The organism is Sphingopyxis lindanitolerans (genome assembly GCF_002993885.1).
Taxonomy (GTDB): domain Bacteria; phylum Pseudomonadota; class Alphaproteobacteria; order Sphingomonadales; family Sphingomonadaceae; genus Sphingopyxis; species Sphingopyxis lindanitolerans.
The window spans coordinates 1,958,003-1,976,991 of record NZ_CM009578.1 but is presented as its reverse complement, the minus strand read 5'-3'; the positions used below and the strand labels follow the sequence as shown (position 1 = coordinate 1,976,991).

Annotated in this window: 16 protein-coding genes and 1 pseudogene; 8 read left to right on the top strand and 9 right to left on the bottom strand. The window is 67.2% G+C overall.

Features of this window, described 5'->3' with window-relative positions; all coding sequences use genetic code 11:
• Positions 1–201: 201 nt before the first annotated feature.
• Positions 202–2,862 (bottom strand): Rne/Rng family ribonuclease, encoded by a 2,661-nt coding sequence (locus tag CVO77_RS09490; RefSeq protein WP_105998828.1) that lies wholly within the window; start codon positions 2,860–2,862, stop codon positions 202–204.
• 586 nt (positions 2,863–3,448) lie between these two features.
• On the opposite strand from CVO77_RS09490, the gene CVO77_RS09485 reads away from it, so the two are divergent.
• The 6 genes from CVO77_RS09485 (at position 3,449) to CVO77_RS09460 (ending at position 11,554) form a co-directional block, all read left to right on the top strand.
• Entirely contained in the window at positions 3,449–4,411 is a 963-nt protein-coding gene (locus CVO77_RS09485) for an N-acetylmuramoyl-L-alanine amidase family protein (RefSeq protein ID WP_105998827.1), read from the top strand.
• A 73-nt stretch (positions 4,412–4,484) separates the two neighbouring features.
• A complete protein-coding gene (locus CVO77_RS09480; RefSeq protein ID WP_105998826.1) occupies positions 4,485–5,738 on the top strand; it encodes a D-arabinono-1,4-lactone oxidase in 1,254 nt (417 codons plus the stop codon).
• Entirely contained in the window at positions 5,735–6,880 is a 1,146-nt protein-coding gene (locus tag CVO77_RS09475) for a DSD1 family PLP-dependent enzyme (RefSeq protein WP_105998825.1), read from the top strand. Before CVO77_RS09480 ends, CVO77_RS09475 begins: the two co-directional genes overlap by 4 nt.
• A 186-nt stretch (positions 6,881–7,066) precedes the next feature.
• Positions 7,067–9,568: a penicillin-binding protein 1A gene (locus tag CVO77_RS09470; protein ID WP_242446162.1), complete on the top strand. Its 2,502-nt coding sequence runs from the start codon at positions 7,067–7,069 to the stop codon at positions 9,566–9,568.
• Positions 9,569–9,704: 136 nt separating this feature from the next.
• On the top strand, positions 9,705–10,832 hold the full coding sequence (gene prfB, locus CVO77_RS09465) for a peptide chain release factor 2 (RefSeq protein WP_105998823.1): 1,128 nt from the start codon (positions 9,705–9,707) through the stop codon (positions 10,830–10,832).
• A complete protein-coding gene (locus CVO77_RS09460; RefSeq protein ID WP_105998822.1) occupies positions 10,832–11,554 on the top strand; it encodes a class I SAM-dependent methyltransferase in 723 nt (240 codons plus the stop codon). The genes prfB and CVO77_RS09460 overlap by 1 nt, the downstream gene beginning before the upstream one ends.
• Positions 11,555–11,585: 31 nt before the next feature.
• Here the strand turns inward: CVO77_RS09460 and CVO77_RS09455 are convergent, their stop codons facing one another.
• From CVO77_RS09455 to CVO77_RS09420, 8 genes and pseudogenes are all read right to left on the bottom strand, one after another.
• Entirely contained in the window at positions 11,586–11,951 is a 366-nt protein-coding gene (locus CVO77_RS09455) for a DsrE family protein (protein ID WP_105998821.1), read from the bottom strand.
• Entirely contained in the window at positions 11,939–12,688 is a 750-nt protein-coding gene (locus tag CVO77_RS09450; protein ID WP_105998820.1) for a HesA/MoeB/ThiF family protein, read from the bottom strand. Before CVO77_RS09450 ends, CVO77_RS09455 begins: the two co-directional genes overlap by 13 nt.
• Positions 12,689–12,792: 104 nt before the next feature.
• Positions 12,793–13,224 (bottom strand): annotated as a pseudogene (gene dut, locus CVO77_RS09445) (dUTP diphosphatase); the annotation flags it as partial.
• Positions 13,217–14,584 (bottom strand): bifunctional phosphopantothenoylcysteine decarboxylase/phosphopantothenate synthase, encoded by a 1,368-nt coding sequence (locus CVO77_RS09440; RefSeq protein WP_105998818.1) that lies wholly within the window; start codon positions 14,582–14,584, stop codon positions 13,217–13,219. The gene CVO77_RS09440 and the pseudogene dut, both read right to left, overlap by 8 nt.
• A 4-nt stretch (positions 14,585–14,588) precedes the next feature.
• Positions 14,589–14,885 (bottom strand): CcdB family protein, encoded by a 297-nt coding sequence (locus CVO77_RS09435; RefSeq protein WP_105998817.1) that lies wholly within the window; start codon positions 14,883–14,885, stop codon positions 14,589–14,591.
• The gene (locus CVO77_RS09430) at positions 14,873–15,130 is read right to left on the bottom strand and encodes a type II toxin-antitoxin system CcdA family antitoxin (RefSeq protein WP_105998816.1); all 258 of its coding nucleotides are present in this window, start codon (positions 15,128–15,130) and stop codon (positions 14,873–14,875) included. The genes CVO77_RS09435 and CVO77_RS09430 overlap by 13 nt, the downstream gene beginning before the upstream one ends.
• Positions 15,131–15,161: 31 nt before the next feature.
• Positions 15,162–16,706, bottom strand: coding sequence for a 2-polyprenylphenol 6-hydroxylase (gene ubiB, locus CVO77_RS09425; protein WP_105998815.1), 1,545 nt, complete (start codon positions 16,704–16,706; stop codon positions 15,162–15,164).
• Positions 16,707–16,863: 157 nt separating this feature from the next.
• Complete coding sequence (locus CVO77_RS09420) at positions 16,864–17,601, bottom strand: class I SAM-dependent methyltransferase (protein WP_105998814.1); 738 nt, start codon at positions 17,599–17,601, stop codon at positions 16,864–16,866.
• Between the two features lie 93 nt (positions 17,602–17,694).
• On the opposite strand from CVO77_RS09420, the gene mutM reads away from it, so the two are divergent.
• Complete coding sequence (gene mutM, locus CVO77_RS09415; RefSeq protein WP_106000755.1) at positions 17,695–18,507, top strand: bifunctional DNA-formamidopyrimidine glycosylase/DNA-(apurinic or apyrimidinic site) lyase; 813 nt, start codon at positions 17,695–17,697, stop codon at positions 18,505–18,507.
• Between the two features lie 189 nt (positions 18,508–18,696).
• Positions 18,697–18,960: a 30S ribosomal protein S20 gene (gene rpsT / locus CVO77_RS09410; protein ID WP_105998813.1), complete on the top strand. Its 264-nt coding sequence runs from the start codon at positions 18,697–18,699 to the stop codon at positions 18,958–18,960.
• Positions 18,961–18,989 lie beyond the last annotated feature (29 nt).

Sequence of the window (18,989 nt, the reverse complement as noted above, 5' to 3'; positions counted from 1 at the left end):
GTCTCACAAAGGCATAATGGCGCAAAATTAGGCGATTATGTCGTTTGCAAACACATCGGCTGTCGGCCGATCTCATTTGCTCTCTCGTCACCCTGAGCCTGTCGAAGGGTTCAGCATGACGAGGGTAGCGATGGTGGTGAGGGCGGGTTGGCCGCCGCGAATGGGGAAGCGCCATTGCTCCCCCATTCGCCGCGATCCTGTTCAGGCGCCGAAGGTGCGCTGCCACCAGCCGCGGCGGGGTTCGCCGTCGGGGCCGGTTTCGTCGCCATCCGCTTCGGCGGCGACCGGTTGGGCCTCGCTCGACTCGGCCTCGTTCGCCTTGACAGGCTCAGCGGCCGCCTCGGCGACGGTTTCGGGTGCCGGCTCGGCCGCCTTCTTGGCGCGGCTCGGCCGCTTTCTGGGCGCGGGCTTGGCGGGTTCGGCCTCGGGCTCGGGCTCGACGACCGGGGCTTCGGCCAGCGGCGCTTCGACGGCCTCCGCAGCCTCGGCTTCGGCGGTCGCCGCGGCCTTGGTCTTGCGCGGCGCGCGCTTGCGCTTCGGCTTTTCCTCAGCGGCGGCGGGCACGTCTTCGGCGACCGGTTCGGCGTCTTCGGCTTCGGCCGGAGCGGCTTCCTCGGCGACGGTTTCGGCTTCGACCTCCTCGACCTTCTTGCGGCCGCGTCCGCCGCGGCGGCGGCGCGGCTTGGCTTCGGCGGTTTCTTCGGTTGCCTCTGCCGCATCCTCTACCGGAGCGGCCTCTTCGACGGAGGTGTCTGCGGCGTCGGTGTCGGCGTCGGTATCGCCTTCGTCGCCGCCCTCGGTCTCGGCGATTTCATTGCCTTCCTCGTCACGACGGCCGCGACGGCCGCGACGGCGGCGGCGACGGCGCTTGCGGCCTTCGCCATCCTCGCCGTCGGGGCTTTCCGGCCGCTCGCTGCGCGCGGGGCGATCCTCTTCCTCTTCGCTTTCCTCCTCGTCGTCTTCGACGAAATCATCGTCGTCGTCCTCGATCTCGACGATCGGGGCAAAGCTGCGGCGCTGGGTCGGCGGCGGGCCGCTGACCTCGACCGCCATGCGCGCGCCCTCGGTCTCGCCGTCGAGGAGGATTTCGACGCTGACGCCGTAAAGCTCCTCGATCTCGCGCAGTTCGCGGCGCTTTTCGTTGAGGAGGTAGAAGGTCGCTTCCTGGCTGGCGCGCAGGATGATCTTGCTGCCCTTGCCGCGCGCGGCTTCCTCTTCGATCAGGCGCAGCGCGCTGAGGCCCGCCGACGACGCGGTGCGGACGAGGCCGGTGCCTTCGCAATGCGGGCACGGCCGCGTCGAGGCTTCGAGGACGCCGGTGCGCAGGCGCTGGCGGCTCATCTCCATCAGGCCAAAGCCCGAGATGCGGCCGACCTGGATGCGCGCGCGATCGTTCTTGAGCGCGTCCTTCATCGCCCGTTCGACCTTGCGGACGTTCGAGCCATGATCCATGTCGATGAAGTCGATCACGATCAGCCCGGCCATGTCGCGCAGGCGAAGCTGGCGGGCGATTTCGTGCGCGGCCTCGAGGTTGGTGCTGAGCGCGGTCTGCTCGATATTATGCTCGCGCGTCGACCGGCCCGAGTTGATGTCGATCGACACCAAAGCCTCGGTCGGGTTGATCACCAGATACCCGCCCGATTTCAACTGGACGACGGGGTTGAGCATCCCCGCGAGTTGGTCCTCGACGCCGTAGCGCTGATAGAGCGACACCGGGTCGGCATATTGCTTCACGCGCCGCGCATGGCTCGGCATCAGCAGTTTCATGAACTGCTTCGCGGCCTTGTAGCCCTCGTCACCCTCGACGAACACTTCCTCGATATCCTTGTGATAGATGTCGCGGATCGCGCGCTTGACGAGGTCGCTGTCCGAATGGACCAGCGCCGGCGCGCTCGACGATAATGTCTTTTCGCGAATCTCGTCCCACAGCCGCGCGAGATAGTCGAAGTCGCGTTTGATCTCGACCTTGGTGCGCGCCATCCCCGCGGTGCGGACGATGCAACCCATCGTCGGTGGCAGGGCCATCTCGTCGATCATCGCCTTCAGCTTGCGGCGATCGGCACCGTTGGAAATCTTGCGGCTGATGCCGCCGCCGTGCATCGTGTTCGGCATCAGCACGCAATAGCGGCCGGCGAGCGACAAATAGGTGGTGAGCGCCGCGCCCTTGTTGCCGCGTTCCTCCTTGACGACCTGGACCAGCATCACCTGGCGGCGACGGATGACATCCTGAATCTTGTAGCGGCGGCGCAGCGACATACGGTTTTCGCCGTCCTCGTCGTCGCCGCGGCGACCACGCCCACGGCCCCGGCCGCCCTTGCGGCCATCGCGCCCGCCGCGCCCACGGCCCCGGCGATCGCCGCGACCGCCTTCCGCGCCTTCCTCGGTGCTTTCGCCGCCCTCGTCGCCTTCGTCATGCGCGGCGTCGTCATGCTCGTCATGATCATCACGATAGTCGTCGCGGTCGTCCCGATCATCGTCGCGGTCGCCATTCTCGTCGTCATGCTCCTCGACGTCGGCGACATCGCCTTCGAGTTCGTCGAGGTCATCCTCGGCGCGCATGGCGGCTTCGGCGGCATGTTCGGCCTCTTCGCGCAGCAGCGCGTCGCGGTCTTCCTTTGGAATCTGGTAATAGTCGGGGTGGATTTCGCTGAACGCCAGGAATCCGTGGCGATTGCCGCCATATTCGACGAACGCCGCCTGCAGCGACGGTTCGACGCGGGTCACCTTGGCCAGATAGATATTGCCCTTGAGCTGTTTGTGCTCGGCGGACTCGAAATCAAACTCCTCGATGCGGTTTCCCTTGGTGACGGCGACCCGGGTCTCTTCCCGGTGCCGCGCGTCGATCAACATGCGCGTGGTCATTATTATCACTCCAGGCGCGCCGCGGCGCGCCAAACAAAAAGGCCGCGACCATCCGGAACGGACGGCGGCGGTCGCTAGGGTTCAAAGAATAGAAGACGTTATTGCCGCGTGCGGCCCGCGTCCGGTCCTGGACGCGCATGCGGTCTTCGGTCGCGACAAGCACAGGGGCGAAAGCGCCTGCGTCGCGATCAGAAGAGGGCATGGCAAGCCTCATGCGGCATCAACCTGGTTATGGGGTGAGCGGAGAGGCTGGTCGACATTCCGCGGAAGGTCGCGCCGGCCGCCCGATCATCCGGGTGGACTGACGGACGTGCGTTCTTCCCCGCGTGCCCGGCACCAGGGCGACCCCGATCCGCGATTTGCGCGGATCAGGCCTTCCCCTCAAAAGGCCGGACGGCGCCGGGTAGGACACCGTCAGTGTGGGGGTGCTAGCATCGGCATGCGCCGACGGCAACCTTTGCCACCGCACAAAGATGGGATTGTGACGCGCCCTTGCAATCAGGACGTGCAGCCAACGGGCGGTTAACCCGCGTTTGACACGATGCGGTTAATAAGAGATTCACCGCGTTTCACGGCCGAGGGCTTCATGGTTTCGAACAGGCGCTGGTTTTCTTCATGGGCGCGACGCGGCGGTCAGGCGGCTGCGCTGGCGCTCGTCTTGACGAGCCTGTCGTCGCCGATGGCGCAATCGGGCGACGCTTTCCGGCACAGCGTCGGGCTCGACCGCGCACCGGGGGCCGAAGCCGCCCGGTTCCGGGCCGATCGGCCGAAAAAGCGCTACAGCGTCACCGTTCCGATCGGCAAGCCGAAGCCCGCGCTGCCGCTTCCCGCGATCGAAGGGCCGGCCGACCCGCGCCTGCCGCTTGTCGTGATCGACGCCGGGCATGGCGGGCACGACCCCGGCGCGATCTCGCCGCACGGCGGCCAGCGCGAGAAGGACATCACCCTCGCGCTCGCCGGGGCGATCCGCGATGCGCTGATCGCGTCGGGCCGGGTGCGCGTCGCGCTCACCCGCGCCGACGACCGCTTTCTGGTGCTCGAGGAGCGCTATGGCATCGCGCGGCGGCTGAAGGCCGATCTCTTCCTGTCGATCCACGCCGACGCCGCGACGAACGAGGAGGCGCACGGCGCGTCGATCTATACGCTGTCCGAGGTCGCGTCGGATCGCGAAGCCGCGCGGCTCGCGGCGCGCGAGAACAAGGCGAACATCATCAACGGCGTCGACCTGGGCGCGCATGGCAGCGCGGTGTCGTCGATCCTGCTCGACCTTACCCAGCGCGAGACGATGAACAGCGCGGCGGATTTCGCGCGCCTGCTCCAGCGCGAGGCGTCGGACGAGATGCAATTCCGCACGACCGCGCACCGTTTCGCCTCCTTCGTCGTGCTCAAGGCGCCCGACACGCCGTCGATCCTGTTCGAGACGGGGTTCGTGTCGAACAAGGACGACGTCGAATTTCTCGCCTCGAAGGCGGGGCAGCAGAAGGTCGCGCGCGGCGTGCGCGACGCGGTGCTGATCCATTTTGCGCGGCGGACCGCCACGGCCCGCTGACCCTGTTTCATGGGTTGACCAACCGCGCTTCGCCCACCAGCCTTGCATTGATGGGAGAGGGCGGGAGAGAGGCATGAGTTGGAGCAACTGGTCGGGAAGCGTCACCGCGCCCGTCGCTGTCGCCAGGCCGCAGAGCGAGGATGAGCTGGCGGCGCTGGTCCGCGGCGCGCGCAAGGTCCGCGCGACCGGGGCCGGACACAGCTTCATGCCGCTCTGTCCGTCCGACGAATTGATTCTCGGGCTGGATCGCCTCGCCGGTGCGCTGTCGGTCGCAGCCGACCGCAAGAGCGCGCGGATTCCGGCGGGGTGGAGCATCAAGCGCCTGACCGCGGCCTTGTGGGACGAAGGGCTGGCGCTCGCCAACCAGGGCGATGTCGATCCGCAGTCGCTTGCCGGGGCGATGGCGACGGGGACGCACGGCACCGGCGTTTCGCTCGGCTCGCTCGCGGCGATGGCGCGGGGGTTTCGGCTGGTGGGTGCCGACGGCGTGGCGCGCTGGTGCGACGCGGCGACCGAGCCCGACCTGTATCAGGCACAGCGCCTCTCGCTCGGCCTGTTCGGGATCGCGACCGAGATCGAGGCGGCGGTGGTCCCCGCCTTTCACCTTGCCGAACGGATCGAGAAGCGCCGCTGGGACGAGGTGCGCGAAAGCTATGACGAGCTTGCCGAGCGGCATCGCCACATCGAATTCTGGGTCTTCCCGCACGCCGACACGGTGATTTTGAAGACGCTCGATCCCTGCGATCCCTGCGATCCGCCCTCCTCGACCACCGACATCGAGGAAGCCGCCTTTCGCCGGGTGCTCGATATCGCGGCAAAGCTGCCTTTCCTCACGCCCTTCCTCCAGCGGATGATGATGAAGACGCGCTTCGACGGGCAGCGCCGCGGTCCCGCGCACGCGATCTTCCCGTCCGACCGCACGATCCGGTTCGAGGAAATGGAATATGAGCTGCCGCGCGCCGCCGGGCTCGACGCACTCACCGAGGTCATCGGCTGGATCCGCCGCAAGCGGTTGCCGGTCAGCTTTCCGTTCGAATATCGCACCGTCGCCGCCGACGATATCTGGATGAGCCCGATGAACGCGGGCCCGGTCGCCGCGATCTCGATGCACCAATATGCGAAAATGCCGTGGGCGGACCATTTCGCGGGCGCCGAAGCGATTTTTCGCGCTCATGGCGGGCGGCCGCATTGGGCGAAGCGCCACACGCTGACGCGCGGCGATGTCGACACCCTCTATCCGATGGCCGAGCGCTACCGCACCGTGCGCCGCGCCGCCGACCGCCAGGGCAAATTCCTCAACCCCCATCTGGAGGCCTTATTTTCATGAGCGACGACATCAGGCTGCACGCGCATCTGGTCGGCCGGCAGGGATCGCGCGCCGACCTCAACACGCCGGTGCTGATCCTCGATGTCGAGGCGCTCGACCGCAACATCGCCGCGCTGGCCGCGCTGACCGCCAGCCATGGCGTCGGCCTGCGCCCGCATGCCAAGACGCACAAGAGCGTCGATATCGCGAAGCGGCAGCTCGATGCGGGCGCGCTCGGCGTCTGCTGCGCCAAGATCGGGGAGGCCGAGGTGCTGGCAGAGGGCGGCATCGCGGGCATCCTCATCACCTCGCCGGTCGCCGCGCCGCGCGCGATCGAACGGCTCGCGGCGCTTGCGGCGCGCGCCGACGGGCTGATGGCGGTGGTCGATCATCCCGCCGTCGCCGAACGGATCGACGCGATGCTGGGGGCCGAGCGTGCGACGCTCGACGTCGTCATCGATATCGATCCGGGCATCGCGCGCACCGGGGTCGCGTCGGCCGACGCCGCGGTCGATCTCGCGCGGGCGATCGCGGCGCTGCCGCGCCTGCGCTACCGCGGCGTGCAATATTATTGCGGGTCGCAGCAGCATATCGAGGATCATGCCGAACGCCGCGCCGCGATCGTCGAACGCACCGATTATCTGAACAGCGTCATCGCGGCGCTCGCCGATGCGGGCTTCGCCCCCGACATCGTCACCGGATCGGGCACCGGCACGCACCGGATCGACCTTGCCCTCGGGGTCTTTACCGAGCTTCAGGCGGGTTCCTATGTCTTTATGGACAAGCAATATCTCGATTGCGACCTGACCGGCGACGGCGATGCGCCGTTCGAGACCGCGCTCGGCGTCGATGCGCGCGTCGTCAGCGCCAATCATTCGGGACTCGTCACGATCGACGCGGGGTTCAAGGCGCTGTCGACCGACGGCGGAGTCGCGCTCGTCCGGCGCGGGGCGCCCGAAAGCGCCTTTTTCGCCTTCATGGGCGACGAGCATTCGGCGCTGATCGCTCCCGACATCGGCCGCACGCTCGCCCCCGGCGATCCGGTGACGCTGACGGTGCCGCACTGCGACCCGACGGTGAATCTTTATGACCATTATCATGTCGTGTCGGGCGACACGCTGGTCGCGATCTGGCCGGTGAGCGCGCGCGGGCGGGCGCGTTGATTTCCGGCTGACGTCGGAAGCGGCACCGGCCCGCTCGCCCACCCGGCCTCCCATAGGATACTGCCGCCGGGAGGCCGGGCAGGGGAGCGGGCCGGTGCCGCCAAGCCAAAGCCGCAACCCACCGCAACCCCGCTTCCCTTTCCGCCAGACAGGCTTTAGAGGCTTGGCCCTATGCCGTCCGAGACCATGTCCCATTTTCGCTACCGCCTGCGCCGCGACGGCAATGCGGCCATCATATGGTTTCGCGAGATGTGGGTGCGCCGCTGGTTCCGCTGGCTCGGCTATCTGGTCGGCGCGGGGCTGCTGGCGCTGCTCCTCGGCTGGATCGTCTTCGCGCGCGACCTGCCGTCGGTCGACCAGCTTCGCGACTATGAACCGCCGCTGCCGACGATGGTCCGTGACGGCGAGGGCAAGCCGGTCCACAGCTATGCGCGCGAACGGCGCGTCCAGCTCGAATATAGCGAATATCCGCCGCTGCTCGTCCGCGCCTATCTGGCGGCGGAGGACCGCACCTTCTTTGAACATGGCGGGATCGACTATCCGGGGATCGCCAGCGCGATCATCACCAATCTGACCAGCAGCGGCCGCCCGATCGGCGCCTCGACGATCACCCAGCAGGTCGCGAAGAACCTGCTCCTGACCAACGAGGTCAGCTATCGGCGCAAGATTCGCGAGGCGATCCTGGCAAAGCGCATCGAGGCGGCGCTGACCAAGGAACAGATCCTCGAGCTTTACCTCAACGAAATCCCGCTCGGCCGCCGCAGCTTTGGCGTGCAGGCGGCGGCGCGTGCCTATTTCGACAAGGACGTCGACCAGCTCGCGCTCCACGAAATGGCCTTCCTCGCCATTTTGCCCAAGGCGCCCGAAACCTATGGCCGCGCGCGCAACGCCGACAAGGCGATCGCGCGGCGCAATTTCGTGCTGTCCGAAATGTTCCGCAATGGCTGGATCACCGCGGCGCAGCGCGATGCCGCGCAGGCGATGCCGCTCGGCCTGTCCGAAACGGGCAACAAGGCGGTCGCGCAGGTCGGCGGCTATTATATGGAAGAGGTGCGGCGCCAGTTGATCGGCCTGTTCGGCGAGACCCCCGACGACGGCTCGCTGTCGGTCTATGGCGGCGGCCTGTGGGTGCGCACCGCCTATGACGGCAAGATGCAGGACGCGGCGACGAGCGCGCTGCGCCGCGGGCTCGTCCGTTATGATACGGGCAAGGGCTGGTCGGGGCCGATCGCGCGGATCGAGGCCGACGACCAGTGGAAGAGCCGCCTTGCGTCGAGTTTCATCGGCATCGACTATGACGGCTGGCGGGTCGCGGCGGTGCTTTCGAAATCGGCGGGCGAGGTGCGGATCGGCTTCGCGAGCGGCGACACCGGCCGCCTGCCCGCGGGGGCGGCAACGATGGGATATCGCAAGACCGGCGGCAGCGCCTTTTCGGCGATGCGCCCGGGCGACCTGATCGCGGTCAAGGCGACCGCGCCTGGCGTCTACCAGCTCAAGAACATCCCCGAAGTGTCGGGCGGCATGGTCGTCGAAAGCCCGCATTCGGGCCGCATCTATGCGATGCAGGGCGGTTTCGACGTGCGCCTGTCGCCGTTCAACCGCGCGACCCAGGCCGAACGCCAGCCGGGTTCGACGATCAAGCCCTTCGTCTATGCGACCGCGCTCGACAGCGGCATGACCCCGGCGACGCTGATCGTCGACGGGCCTTTCTGCGTCTATCAGGGCGCCAACCTCGGCAATAAATGCTTCCGCAACTATGGCGGCGCGGGCGGGTCGGGCGAACATACGATGCGCTGGGGCCTCGAACAGTCGCGCAACCTGATGACGGTGCGCACCGCGAGCCAGGTCGGGATGGAGCCGATCGTCGAGACGATCAAGACGATGGGCATCGGCCAGCACGAACCCTATCTGTCGACCGCGCTCGGCGCCGGATCGACGACGGTCGAGAAGATGACCAACGCCTTTTCGATGCTCGCGAACCATGGCCGCGAACTGAAACCGCGGCTGATCGACTATGCGCAGGACCGGCGCGGCAAGGTGATCTTTCCAAAGAACTGGCGCCCGTGCGACGGCTGCAATGCCAAGGATTGGGACGGCCGCCCGATGCCGCGCTTCGCGCCGTCGGGCAAGCAGCTGATGGACCCGCTGACCGCCTATCAGGTCATCCATATGCTCGAGGGCGTCGTCCAGCGCGGCACCGCGGTGCGGCTGCGCGATCTGGGCGTGCCTTTGTTCGGCAAGACCGGCACGACGACGGGGCCGAAGGACGTCTGGTTCGTCGGCGGGTCGCCCGATGTCGTCGCGGGCGTCTATGTCGGCTTCGACCAGCCGCGCAACATGGGCGGCTATGCGCAGGGCGGCAGCCTGGCGGCCCCCATCTTCAAGGATTTCTTCCTCGGTGCGCTGACCGATGCGCCGCCGGTGCCCTTTACCGCGCCGAAGGGCATCCGCATGGTGCGCATCGACCGCCAGTCGGGTCGCCGCGTCTATGGCAGCTGGCCGGGAACCGACCCCAAGGCGGCGATCATCTGGGAAGCCTTCAAGCCCGAAAGCGAGCCCCGGCGGACGATCCGCGAAGAGGAGATCAAGCCGGTCAAGACGCCGAAACGCCAGGACGTGCCCGTCGAGCAGGGAAATGGACGGCGCACCGACGCCGATTTCCTCGACGATCGCGGCGGGATTATCTAGGGTCAGGACCCTAAGGTAATTGTGCCCCTGCCTTCGCGGGGACACGCTGGCTTATGAATACCGTTGGCGCGCGGCCCTTGTGGGAAGATGCGGGCGCCTCTATGGCCGGACGCCACCCGATTCAGGAGCTAAAACCATGCGCGCCGAAGCGCAGGATCATGTCGATACGATCAACGCCGCGCTCGCATTGCTGCGCCGATTCCTCGACTGGGATCGCGCGGTGCGCCGCCTCGACGAATTGAACGCCAAGGTCGAGGATCCGACGCTGTGGGACAATCCCAGGGCGGCGCAGGACGTCATGCGCGAACGCCGCCGCCTCGACGAGGCGATCACCGCGACGCGCGCGATCGAGACGGAGATGGCCGACACCGTCGAGTTGATCGAACTCGCCGAGATGGAGGGCGACGAGGCGCTGATCGACGATGCGGTGGCAAGCCTCGCCGTGCTCGCCGCGCGCGCAGAGGAGGACAAGGTCAAGGCGCTGCTCGCGGGCGAGGCCGACAGCTATGACTGCTATATCGAGGTTCACGCCGGCGCGGGTGGCACCGAAAGCCAGGACTGGGCCGAAATGCTCCAGCGCATGTACAGCCGCTGGGCCGAAAAGCGTCGGATGAAGGTCGAGTTGATCGAATATCAGGCGGGCGAGCAGGCGGGGATCAAGTCGGCGACGATGCTGGTCAAGGGCGAGAATGCCTATGGCTATGCCAAGACCGAAAGCGGCGTCCACCGCCTTGTCCGCATTTCGCCCTACGACAGTTCGGCGCGGCGGCACACCAGCTTTTCGTCGGTGTGGGTCTATCCGGTGATCGACGACAATATCGAGATCGAGATCAAGGAAAGCGACCTCAAGATCGATACCTATCGCGCCTCGGGCGCGGGCGGGCAGCATGTCAACACGACCGATTCGGCGGTCCGCATCACCCACATGCCCACCGGCATCGTCGTCGCTTCGCAGATCGACCGCTCGCAGCACAAGAATCGCGCGACCGCGATGGGGATGCTGAAGGCGCGCCTGTATGAGGCCGAGCTTCAGAAACGCGAGGCCGAGGCGTCGGGCGAATATCAGGCCAAGACCGAGATCGGCTGGGGCCACCAGATTCGCTCCTATGTCCTCCAGCCCTATCAGCTCGTGAAGGATTTGCGCACCGGGGTCACCTCGACCGCGCCGGGCGACGTGCTCGACGGCGCGCTCGACCCCTTCATGGCGGCGGCGCTGTCGCAGAAGGTGACCGGCGAAAAGGTCGATGTGGAGGATATCGACTGATGATCCGCCGCGCGGCCCTGCCCGCGCTGGCGGCGCTCGCGCTGCTCGGCGGCTGCAACGGCCCGTGGAGCAGCGACAGCGATCGCCCCGAAACCGCGCGCGAATTTCCGCCCGCCGACCGCCCGGTCGCGCCGATCACCTCGACCAAATGGTCGACCGAGGAAGCGCGCGACCGCGTCAACGAAGCCGACGACATCATGGATTCGGCCGACGTCCGCCCCGGCATGACCGTCGCCGACATCGGCGCGGGCGACGGCTATTACACGGTGCGCCTCGCGCCGCGCGTCGGCGCGACGGGGCGCGTCCTGGCGCAGGACATCCAGCCCGAGGTGATCGAACGGCTTGCCGACCGCGTCGCGCGCGAGCGGCTTGACAATGTCTCGCTCAAATTGGGCGCGGTCGACGATCCGCGGCTTCCCGCGGGCAGTTTCGACCGCGTCTTCATGATCCATATGTATCACGAGATCGGCGAACCTTACGCCTTTCTGTGGCGGCTGCGCCCGGCGCTCCGCAAGGGCGGACAGGTCATCGTCGTCGACGGCGACCGCCCGATCGCGCAGCATGGCACGCCCTTTCGCCTGCTCGTCTGCGAGTTCGAGGCGGTGGGCTACAAACTCGTCTCCTATGACGACAAGGCGCATGCCGGTGGCTATCTCGCGCGCTTCGTCCCCGACGGCAAACGCCCGAAACCCGAAGATATTACGGTGTGCAAGAATCCGTAAACGGCCGTCGTCCGCGCGGGGGGCGACGCGATCAATAAACGACCATCTGATCCCCGGCGCCCGCTTCGGCCAGAAAGCTGACCAGCCCGCCCGCGCGCACCTGCGGCGCCAGCTCGTTCGCGGTCATGCCCGCCAGCGCCAGGCCCGACTGGCAAACGATCAGCCGCACCCCCATCGCCATGGCTTCGGCGATCAGCGACGCGAGGTCGGGCTGCCCGGCGGCGCGCCGCGCGGCGTCGCCGGCGAAGGACACGGGCGTGCGGAGCAGCGCCGCCGCTTCGCCCTGGAGGAAGAGGCGCGCGGGGCGCCCGAGCGCGCTTGCCGCGGTCGCGGCCTCGAGCGCGGCATAGAAGCGGGCGCCGTCGGCCGCGGGAACGATGAGGCTCAGCCCCGGCATATCGGGCACTCGGGTTCCTTGGCGAGCGCGACCTCGCGCCAGCGCCGCTCGAGCATGTCGAGGATCGTCAGGCGGCCGGTCAGCGGCCGCCCCCAGCCGGTCAGCGCGCGCACCGCCTCGAGCGCCGCCATCGTCCCGACCATCCCCGGCAGCGCGCCCATGACGCCCTGTTCGGCGCAATTGATGCCGGGGCGATCGGGATCGTCGCCGACGAGGCAGGAATAGCATGGGGCGTCGGCGCGCCAACCCTCATAGAGCGCGACCTGTCCCTCGAAGGCACCGATCGCGGCCGAGAGCAGGGGAATATGCAGCGCGACCGCGGCGCGGTTGACCGCGAGCCGGGTCGCGAAATTGTCGCAGCCGTCGAGGATCAGGTCGGCGCCCGCGAGCAGCGCTTCGGCATTGGCGATGTCGAGCCGTTCGGGCATCGCCACGACCTCGACATGCGGGTTGATCCGCCGCGCCGCCGCCGCCGCGACCTCGACCTTGAGCGCGCCGAGGTCGGCATCGGTGAAGAGCGGCTGGCGCTGGAGGTTCGACAGTTCGATCTGGTCATGGTCGATGATGGTCAGCGTGCCGACCCCCGCCGCGGCCAGATAGGTGATCGCCGGACAGCCGATCCCGCCCGCGCCGATGATCGCGACATGGGCTCCCTTCAGCTTCGCCTGTCCGGCGCCGCCAAAGACGGGCAGGATGATCTGGCGCGCATAACGGTCGAGTTCGGCGTCGCTGAGCATGGACCCTAATCGCCCGGCTGGCGCATCTTCATCGCCGCCAGCGAACCGAGATTGTCGGGGATATGGTCGTCCTCGATCGCTTCGACGCCATCGTCGCTCGCGACCCCGGTCGAGCCGAAACCACCCGCGCCGCGCGCGGTCTCGTCGAGCGTTTCGACCTCGGCGAAGGCGGCGCGCTGAACGGCGGCGGGGACGAGCTGGGCGATGCGGTCGCCGCGGCTGATCTCGAAATTATCGTCGGACAGATTGGCGAGAATGACCTTCACCTCGCCGCGATAGTCGCTGTCGATCGTGCCCGGCGTGTTGAGGCAGGTGATGCCATGCTTGAGCGCGAGCCCCGATCGCGGGCGCACCTGGACTTCATAGCCCGGCGGGATCGCCATTGCGAAGCCGGTCGCGACCGCGTGGCGCGCGCCGGGGCGCAGCGTCAGCGTCTCGGCCGCGACGACGTCCATCCCCGCTGCGCCGTCGCTGGCATAGGCGGGTAGCGGCAGGCCGCCGCCGTTCGGCAGGCGCTGAACCCGGATTTCAATCATCGGAAGCGGATATGCGGGCGTCGAGCTCATCGGCGATCTTTTCCATCAATTTGCGGGCGACCACCTCTTTGGGCAGCCGGTCCCAGCTGTCCACGCCGTCCTTGCCGACGATATGGACCCGGTTCGTCTCGCCGCCCATCGGGTCGGCCGAAACATCATTGGCGACGATCCAGTCGCAGCCCTTGCGCGCGAGCTTCGCCTCGGCGTGCGCGAGGACATCGTTGGTCTCGGCCGCAAAGCCGATCAATAGCGGTGGGCGGCGCGGACTTTTGGCGAGGCCCGCGAGGATGTCGGGATTTTCGGCGAGCGCGAGCGGTGCGACCGCGCCGCTGCCGTCCTTCTTGATCTTTTGCGGCGCGGTGTCGGCGGCGCGCCAGTCGGCGACCGCAGCGACCATGATCGCGGCGTCGACGGGCAATCCCGCCTCGACCTCGGCCGCCATCTCGCGCGCGGTTTCGACATCGACGCGGATCACGCCCGGCGGGGTCGGGAGCGGCACCGGCCCGGCGATCAGCAGCACCTCGGCGCCCGCCTCGGCGGCGGCGGCGGCGATCGCGAAGCCCTGCTTTCCGCTCGACCGGTTGGCGATGTAGCGCACCGGGTCGATCGGCTCGTGCGTCGGTCCCGCGGTGATCAGGATGCGGCGGCCGTAAAGCGGGCGGTGGTTGGCGGGGGCGAAGTCGGGCTGGCCGTCGATGTCCCCCTCCCGCTTGCGGGAGGGGCTGGGGGAGGGCATGTCGGTAGAGCGGCGCGCGTCGTCTGATGCTAAGGTTGACGGCGCCACAGGCGCTCCCCCGACCCCTCCCGCAAGCGGGAGGGGAGAAGCCAGCGCATCTCCGATCGCCGCAAAGATCGCCGCTGGTTCGGGAAGCCGTCCTGGGCCATATTCGCCGCACGCCATCGCGCCCTCGTCGGGCTCCATCACCGTCACTCCGTCGCCGTGCAGCGTCGCTACATTGCGCCGCGTCGCGGGGTGCAGCCACATGCGCACGTTCATCGCCGGCGCGGCGAGCACCGGCTTGTCGGTCGCGAGCAGCAGCGTCGTCGCCAGATCGTCGGCGATACCCGCCGCCATTTTCGCCAACAGGTCGGCGGTCGCGGGCGCGACGACGACCAGGTCGGCCTCGCGGCTGAGCTGGATATGCCCCATCTCGACCTCGTCCTTGAGGTCGAAAAGATTGGTATAGACTTTGTTCTCGCTGAGCGCGGCGAGGGTCAGCGGGGTCACGAACTGCTCGCCCGCGCGGGTCAGCACGCAGCGCACGATATGGCCGCTCTTGCGAAGCAGCCGGACGAGCTCGATGCTCTTATAGGCCGCGATGCCGCCGCCGATGATGAGCAGGATGCGTTTCGGGGTCATGGCGTCAATACCCGCTGATGAGCATGTCGAGGGCCGACATGACGAGATAATGTTGGTCGGACAGGGACGTCACGAAATATTTCAGATCCGCCACCGGCACCGTCAACGCGAACTGCGTGTAAAGCGCCATCGGTTCGTCATCGATGGCAAAGACGGGATTGAGCCGTTCGGCGAGCTTTGGCCCATGGTCGGGGCTGACCAGCGGGATCACGAAACGGGTGTTGTAATGGTCCAGCGTGTCCGACTGGAAGTCGAGCAGATACTCGCCTTCGTCGGTGCGGAACACATCTAGCTGCGCCACAGGCGATCTCGATACCGGGCCAGCGGCAGCCCATGCTTGCGCACATATTCGTTCGAAGACTCGATGGCTTCCTTATTTTCGCGCTTCCATTCCTCGCCCAGCCTCTTTCTGACCTCTCCCATCAACCCGGCTTCGCAAGCCTGCGACACGTTGATTCCCAGGCGTTTGGCCTCGGACACCAGATTGGCCGGCAGGGTGACGTTTGTCGGTTTTCTGCCGGTGATGGAGCGCGACGGACGATTCATGCGCAAAATCTATGCGCATGAACCATGCCTGTCAACTGAGCCAGTGCAGCACTCCCGCGCCCGCCGCCGCGCCAACCAGCGCGGTCAGCGCATAGCGCCACCAGACGCGCTTCTGGTCCTTCTCCCACATCAGCGCGATATCGGGCAGCGGCGGCGCGGGCGGCGCGGCGCCCTTTTTCGGCAATTGCGCGTCGAGGCGGCGGATGATGTCGGGGATCAGCGCGAGCGTCTTGCCCTGTTCGCGCAGGCCGTCGGCGAGCGCTGCTTCGGGACCGAGTTCGTCGCGAATCCATTCGCGCACGAAGGGGCCGGAAACGTCCCACATATTGATCTTTGGATCGAGCATCGTCGCGACGCCCTCGACCATCACCATCGTCTTTTGCAAGAGCAGCAGGTGCGGCTGCGTCTGCATGTCGAAATCGCGGGTGATCGCGAACAGCCCGTCGAGCATCTGGCCGACCGACAATTCGCTCACCGGCTTGCCGCGCATCGGCTCGCCGACCGCGCGCAGTGCCGTCGCGAATTCCTCGACGCTGTGATAATCGGGCACATATTGCGCCTCGAAATGAATCTCGGCGACGCGGCGGTAATTGCCGGTGGTCAGACCATAGAGGATTTCGGCAAGCCAGTAGCGTGCCTGGCGGTTGATCCGCCCCATGATGCCGAAATCGACCGCGGCGATCGTCCCGTCGGCTTTCACGAACAAATTGCCCTGGTGCATGTCGGCGTGGAAAAAGCCTTCGGCAATCGCCTGGCGCAGGAAGGCGTTGACGAGGTTTGCCGCCAGTCTTTCCATGTCGTGCCCCGCGGCGATCAGCTGGTCGCGGTGCGAGATCTTGATGCCGTCGATCCAGTCCAGCGTCATCACGCGGCTGGCGGTGCGGTCCCAGTCGATCGCCGGCACTTCATAGGTCGGCACGCCGACCATCGCGTCGGCAAGCTCGGACGCCGAAGCGGCTTCGCGGCGCAGGTCGAGTTCGCGCAGCGTCCAGCGGCGGAAATTGGCGATCACCTGACGCGGGCGCAGCCGACTCGCCTCGCCGCCGAACGCCTCGAGATGCGCCGCCGCCCATTCATAGGTTTCGATGTCGCGCGCGAACTGCTTGTCGATGCCCGGACGGCGGACCTTGACCGCGACCTTGCGGCCATCGGTCGTCACCGCGCGGTGGACCTGTGCGATCGAGGCCGAACCAACGGGTTCGGGATCGAATTCGGCATAGAGGCTTTCGAGCGGGGCTTCGAAGGTCGCTTCGATTTCGCGCCGGATATGGTCGAAGCCGACCGGCGCGAGGGCGTCCTGCAGGCTCAGCAGGTTGCGCGCCGCCTCTTCGCCGACGAGGTCGGGGCGCGTCGCGAGCGTCTGCCCCAGCTTGACCGCGGCGGGGCCGATCGCCTGGAAGGCCGCGGCATAGTCGGGGATGCGCGGCTGGATCGTCCCCAGCCGCGCGATCCGGCACAATCGCTTGACCCCCGGCGGCGTCTGCGGCGCCGACTCGATCCCGCGCAGCGCGCCGTGGCGCGCGAGAATGCGGCCCCATCGCAGCAGGCGAAAGATGTGCGTGACGGGTTGGGTCATGTCCTGGTTCCCCTCCCGCCAGCGGGAGGGGTTAGGGGTGGGCGCGAGCGAAGCGAGCTTGCGACATCGCGTCCGCCCACCCCGCTGCGACGAGCGAACAAGTTCGCAAGTCTCGCTGCCCCTCCCGCCAGCGGGAGGGGAGAAGAATGCGGTTTGCTCACGCTTTCCACCCGCTGTGGATCGCGACCAGTCCGCCCATGATCGGCTCGACCTTGACCGCGGTGAAGCCCGCGTCGCCGATCATCCTGGCGAAGGCGGGCATCGGCGGAAAGCGGCGGATCGATTCGATCAGGTAGCGATAGCTGTCCTCGTCCTGCGCGATCAGCTTGCCGAGCCTGGGCACCATATGGTGCGAATAAGCGTCATAGGCCTGCGCGAAGCCCGGCCATTCATTGGTCGAAAATTCGAGGCAGAAGAAGCGCCCGCCATAGCGCAGCACGCGGTGCGCTTCGCGCAAGGCGGCCGGAATGTCGGTGACGTTGCGGATGCCGAAGGCGATCGTATAGGCGTCGAAAAACTGGTCGGGAAAGCTCAGCGCCTCGGCATTTTGTTCGGACCAGACGAGGCTGTCGATCCCGCGCCCGGCCGCGCGCTCGACGCCGACGCCGAGCATGTCGGGGTTGATGTCGGCGACGGTGATGCTGGCGCCCGACCGCTCCATGCGAAAGGCGATGTCGCCGGTGCCGCCCGCCATGTCGAGGATCGCCTCTCCGCTGCGCGGCTTGACGCGGCGCACGAAGCGGTCCTTCCACAATCGGTGCATGCCCCCCGACATCGCGTCGTTCATGATGTCATATTTGCGCGCGACGCGGCTGAACACTTCGCCGACCATCGCGGTCTTTGCGCCCGCGGGAACCTGTTCATAGCCGAAGCTGACGGTATCGGGGGTGGTCATCGGAGTCGCGCCTTTGCGGGGAGAAGGGAAGTCCGACCGGCCTTTAGCGGGGCCTTGTCGCGCGCGCAAATGGCGCGTAGCGCAAGCCGCGATATGCCCGAGCTTCCCGAAGTCGAAACCACCGTCCGCGGCCTTGCGCCCTTCCTCGAAGGGCAAAGGCTGACCGCGGTGACGACCTTCCGTCCCGACCTGCGGCGGCCCTTTCCGGTTGATCTGGCGCAGCGGCTGACCGGCGCGACGGTCACCACCCTGTCGCGGCGGGCGAAATATGGCATCGTGTCGACCGACCGCGACGATCATATGATTTTTCACCTCGGCATGTCGGGGCGCTGGCGGACCGAAGGCGGCGAGGCGGGGAAGCACGACCATCTGCTGCTCGAAACCGGCGCCGGGCAGCGGTTGTTCCTGCACGATCCGCGGCGATTCGGCTCGGTCGACCTGGTGAGCGGCGACCCGTTGACGCGGTTCCCGGCGTTCATGGCGCTCGGCCCCGAACCGCTGGCGGACGCTTTCGACGCCGCCTGCCTCGCCAGCGCGCTTGCCGGACGGCGCGCGCCGATCAAGGCGATGCTGCTCGACCAGGCGATCGTCGCCGGGCTCGGCAATATCTATGTCTGCGAAGCGCTCAACATGGCGAAGATTTCGCCGCTGAAGCCCGCGGCCGATATATCGAGGGCGAAGCTCGCGGCGCTGGTGCCCGCGATCAAGCAGGTGCTGGCCGCGGCGATCGCGGCGGGCGGATCGACGCTGCGCGATTTCCTCAGTCCCGAAGGCGATCTTGGCTATTTCGCGAAGGACTGGCGCGTCTATGGCCGCGAGGGCGGGACATGCGAATGCGGCGGGACGATCGCGCGCGTCGTGCAGAGCGGGCGATCGACCTTCCATTGCCCGAAATGCCAGCGCTGATGTCGGTATTTCCTGTGAAAAGCGTTGACCTTCGCCCCCTTGCTGGCTATGGGCGCACCCTTCGAGCAGGGTCCGGTCGTCCGGAACCGGCCGCATCCGGACATTGATTCGCCGCACCTCGCGCGATTCGGCTGCTCCGATGAGGCTGCGCTCCGACCATGTTGACCGTTTGAAAGACTAGAGGAATTTATGGCCAATACGCCGCAGGCAAAAAAGCGCATCCGTCGCAACCAGGCACGCGCTACCGTGAACAAGAATCGCGTTTCGCGCATCCGCACGCTGGTGAAGAAGGTCGAAGCGGCCGTCGCTTCGGGCGACAAGGACGCCGCGGCGACCGCGCTGAAGGCCGCGCAGCCCGAAATGGCGCGCGGGATCGCCAAGGGCGTGCTGCACAAGAATACGGTCGCCCGCAAATATTCGCGCCTGACCAAGAGCGTGAACGCGATCGCCTGATCGATCGTCCCGAAAGGGCACAAAAATAC

Excerpts from the sequence above, each read along its gene's own strand:
- CVO77_RS09420 (WP_105998814.1), bottom strand. The coding sequence starts at position 17,601 with ATGACCACCCCCGATACCGTCAGCTTCGGCTATGAACAGGTTCCCGCG.
- CVO77_RS09475 (WP_105998825.1), top strand. The coding sequence starts at position 5,735 with ATGAGCGACGACATCAGGCTGCACGCGCATCTGGTCGGCCGGCAGGGA.
- CVO77_RS09480 (WP_105998826.1), top strand. The coding sequence starts at position 4,485 with ATGAGTTGGAGCAACTGGTCGGGAAGCGTCACCGCGCCCGTCGCTGTC.
- mutM (WP_106000755.1), top strand. The coding sequence starts at position 17,695 with ATGCCCGAGCTTCCCGAAGTCGAAACCACCGTCCGCGGCCTTGCGCCC.
- CVO77_RS09430 (WP_105998816.1), bottom strand. The coding sequence starts at position 15,130 with ATGAATCGTCCGTCGCGCTCCATCACCGGCAGAAAACCGACAAACGTC.
- rpsT (WP_105998813.1), top strand. The coding sequence starts at position 18,697 with ATGGCCAATACGCCGCAGGCAAAAAAGCGCATCCGTCGCAACCAGGCA.
- CVO77_RS09470 (WP_242446162.1), top strand. The coding sequence starts at position 7,067 with ATGTCCCATTTTCGCTACCGCCTGCGCCGCGACGGCAATGCGGCCATC.
- CVO77_RS09455 (WP_105998821.1), bottom strand. The coding sequence starts at position 11,951 with ATGCCGGGGCTGAGCCTCATCGTTCCCGCGGCCGACGGCGCCCGCTTC.
- CVO77_RS09485 (WP_105998827.1), top strand. The coding sequence starts at position 3,449 with ATGGTTTCGAACAGGCGCTGGTTTTCTTCATGGGCGCGACGCGGCGGT.
- CVO77_RS09440 (WP_105998818.1), bottom strand. The coding sequence starts at position 14,584 with ATGACCCCGAAACGCATCCTGCTCATCATCGGCGGCGGCATCGCGGCC.
- prfB (WP_105998823.1), top strand. The coding sequence starts at position 9,705 with ATGCGCGCCGAAGCGCAGGATCATGTCGATACGATCAACGCCGCGCTC.
- CVO77_RS09460 (WP_105998822.1), top strand. The coding sequence starts at position 10,832 with ATGATCCGCCGCGCGGCCCTGCCCGCGCTGGCGGCGCTCGCGCTGCTC.
- ubiB (WP_105998815.1), bottom strand. The coding sequence starts at position 16,706 with ATGACCCAACCCGTCACGCACATCTTTCGCCTGCTGCGATGGGGCCGC.
- CVO77_RS09450 (WP_105998820.1), bottom strand. The coding sequence starts at position 12,688 with ATGCTCAGCGACGCCGAACTCGACCGTTATGCGCGCCAGATCATCCTG.
- CVO77_RS09490 (WP_105998828.1), bottom strand. The coding sequence starts at position 2,862 with ATGACCACGCGCATGTTGATCGACGCGCGGCACCGGGAAGAGACCCGG.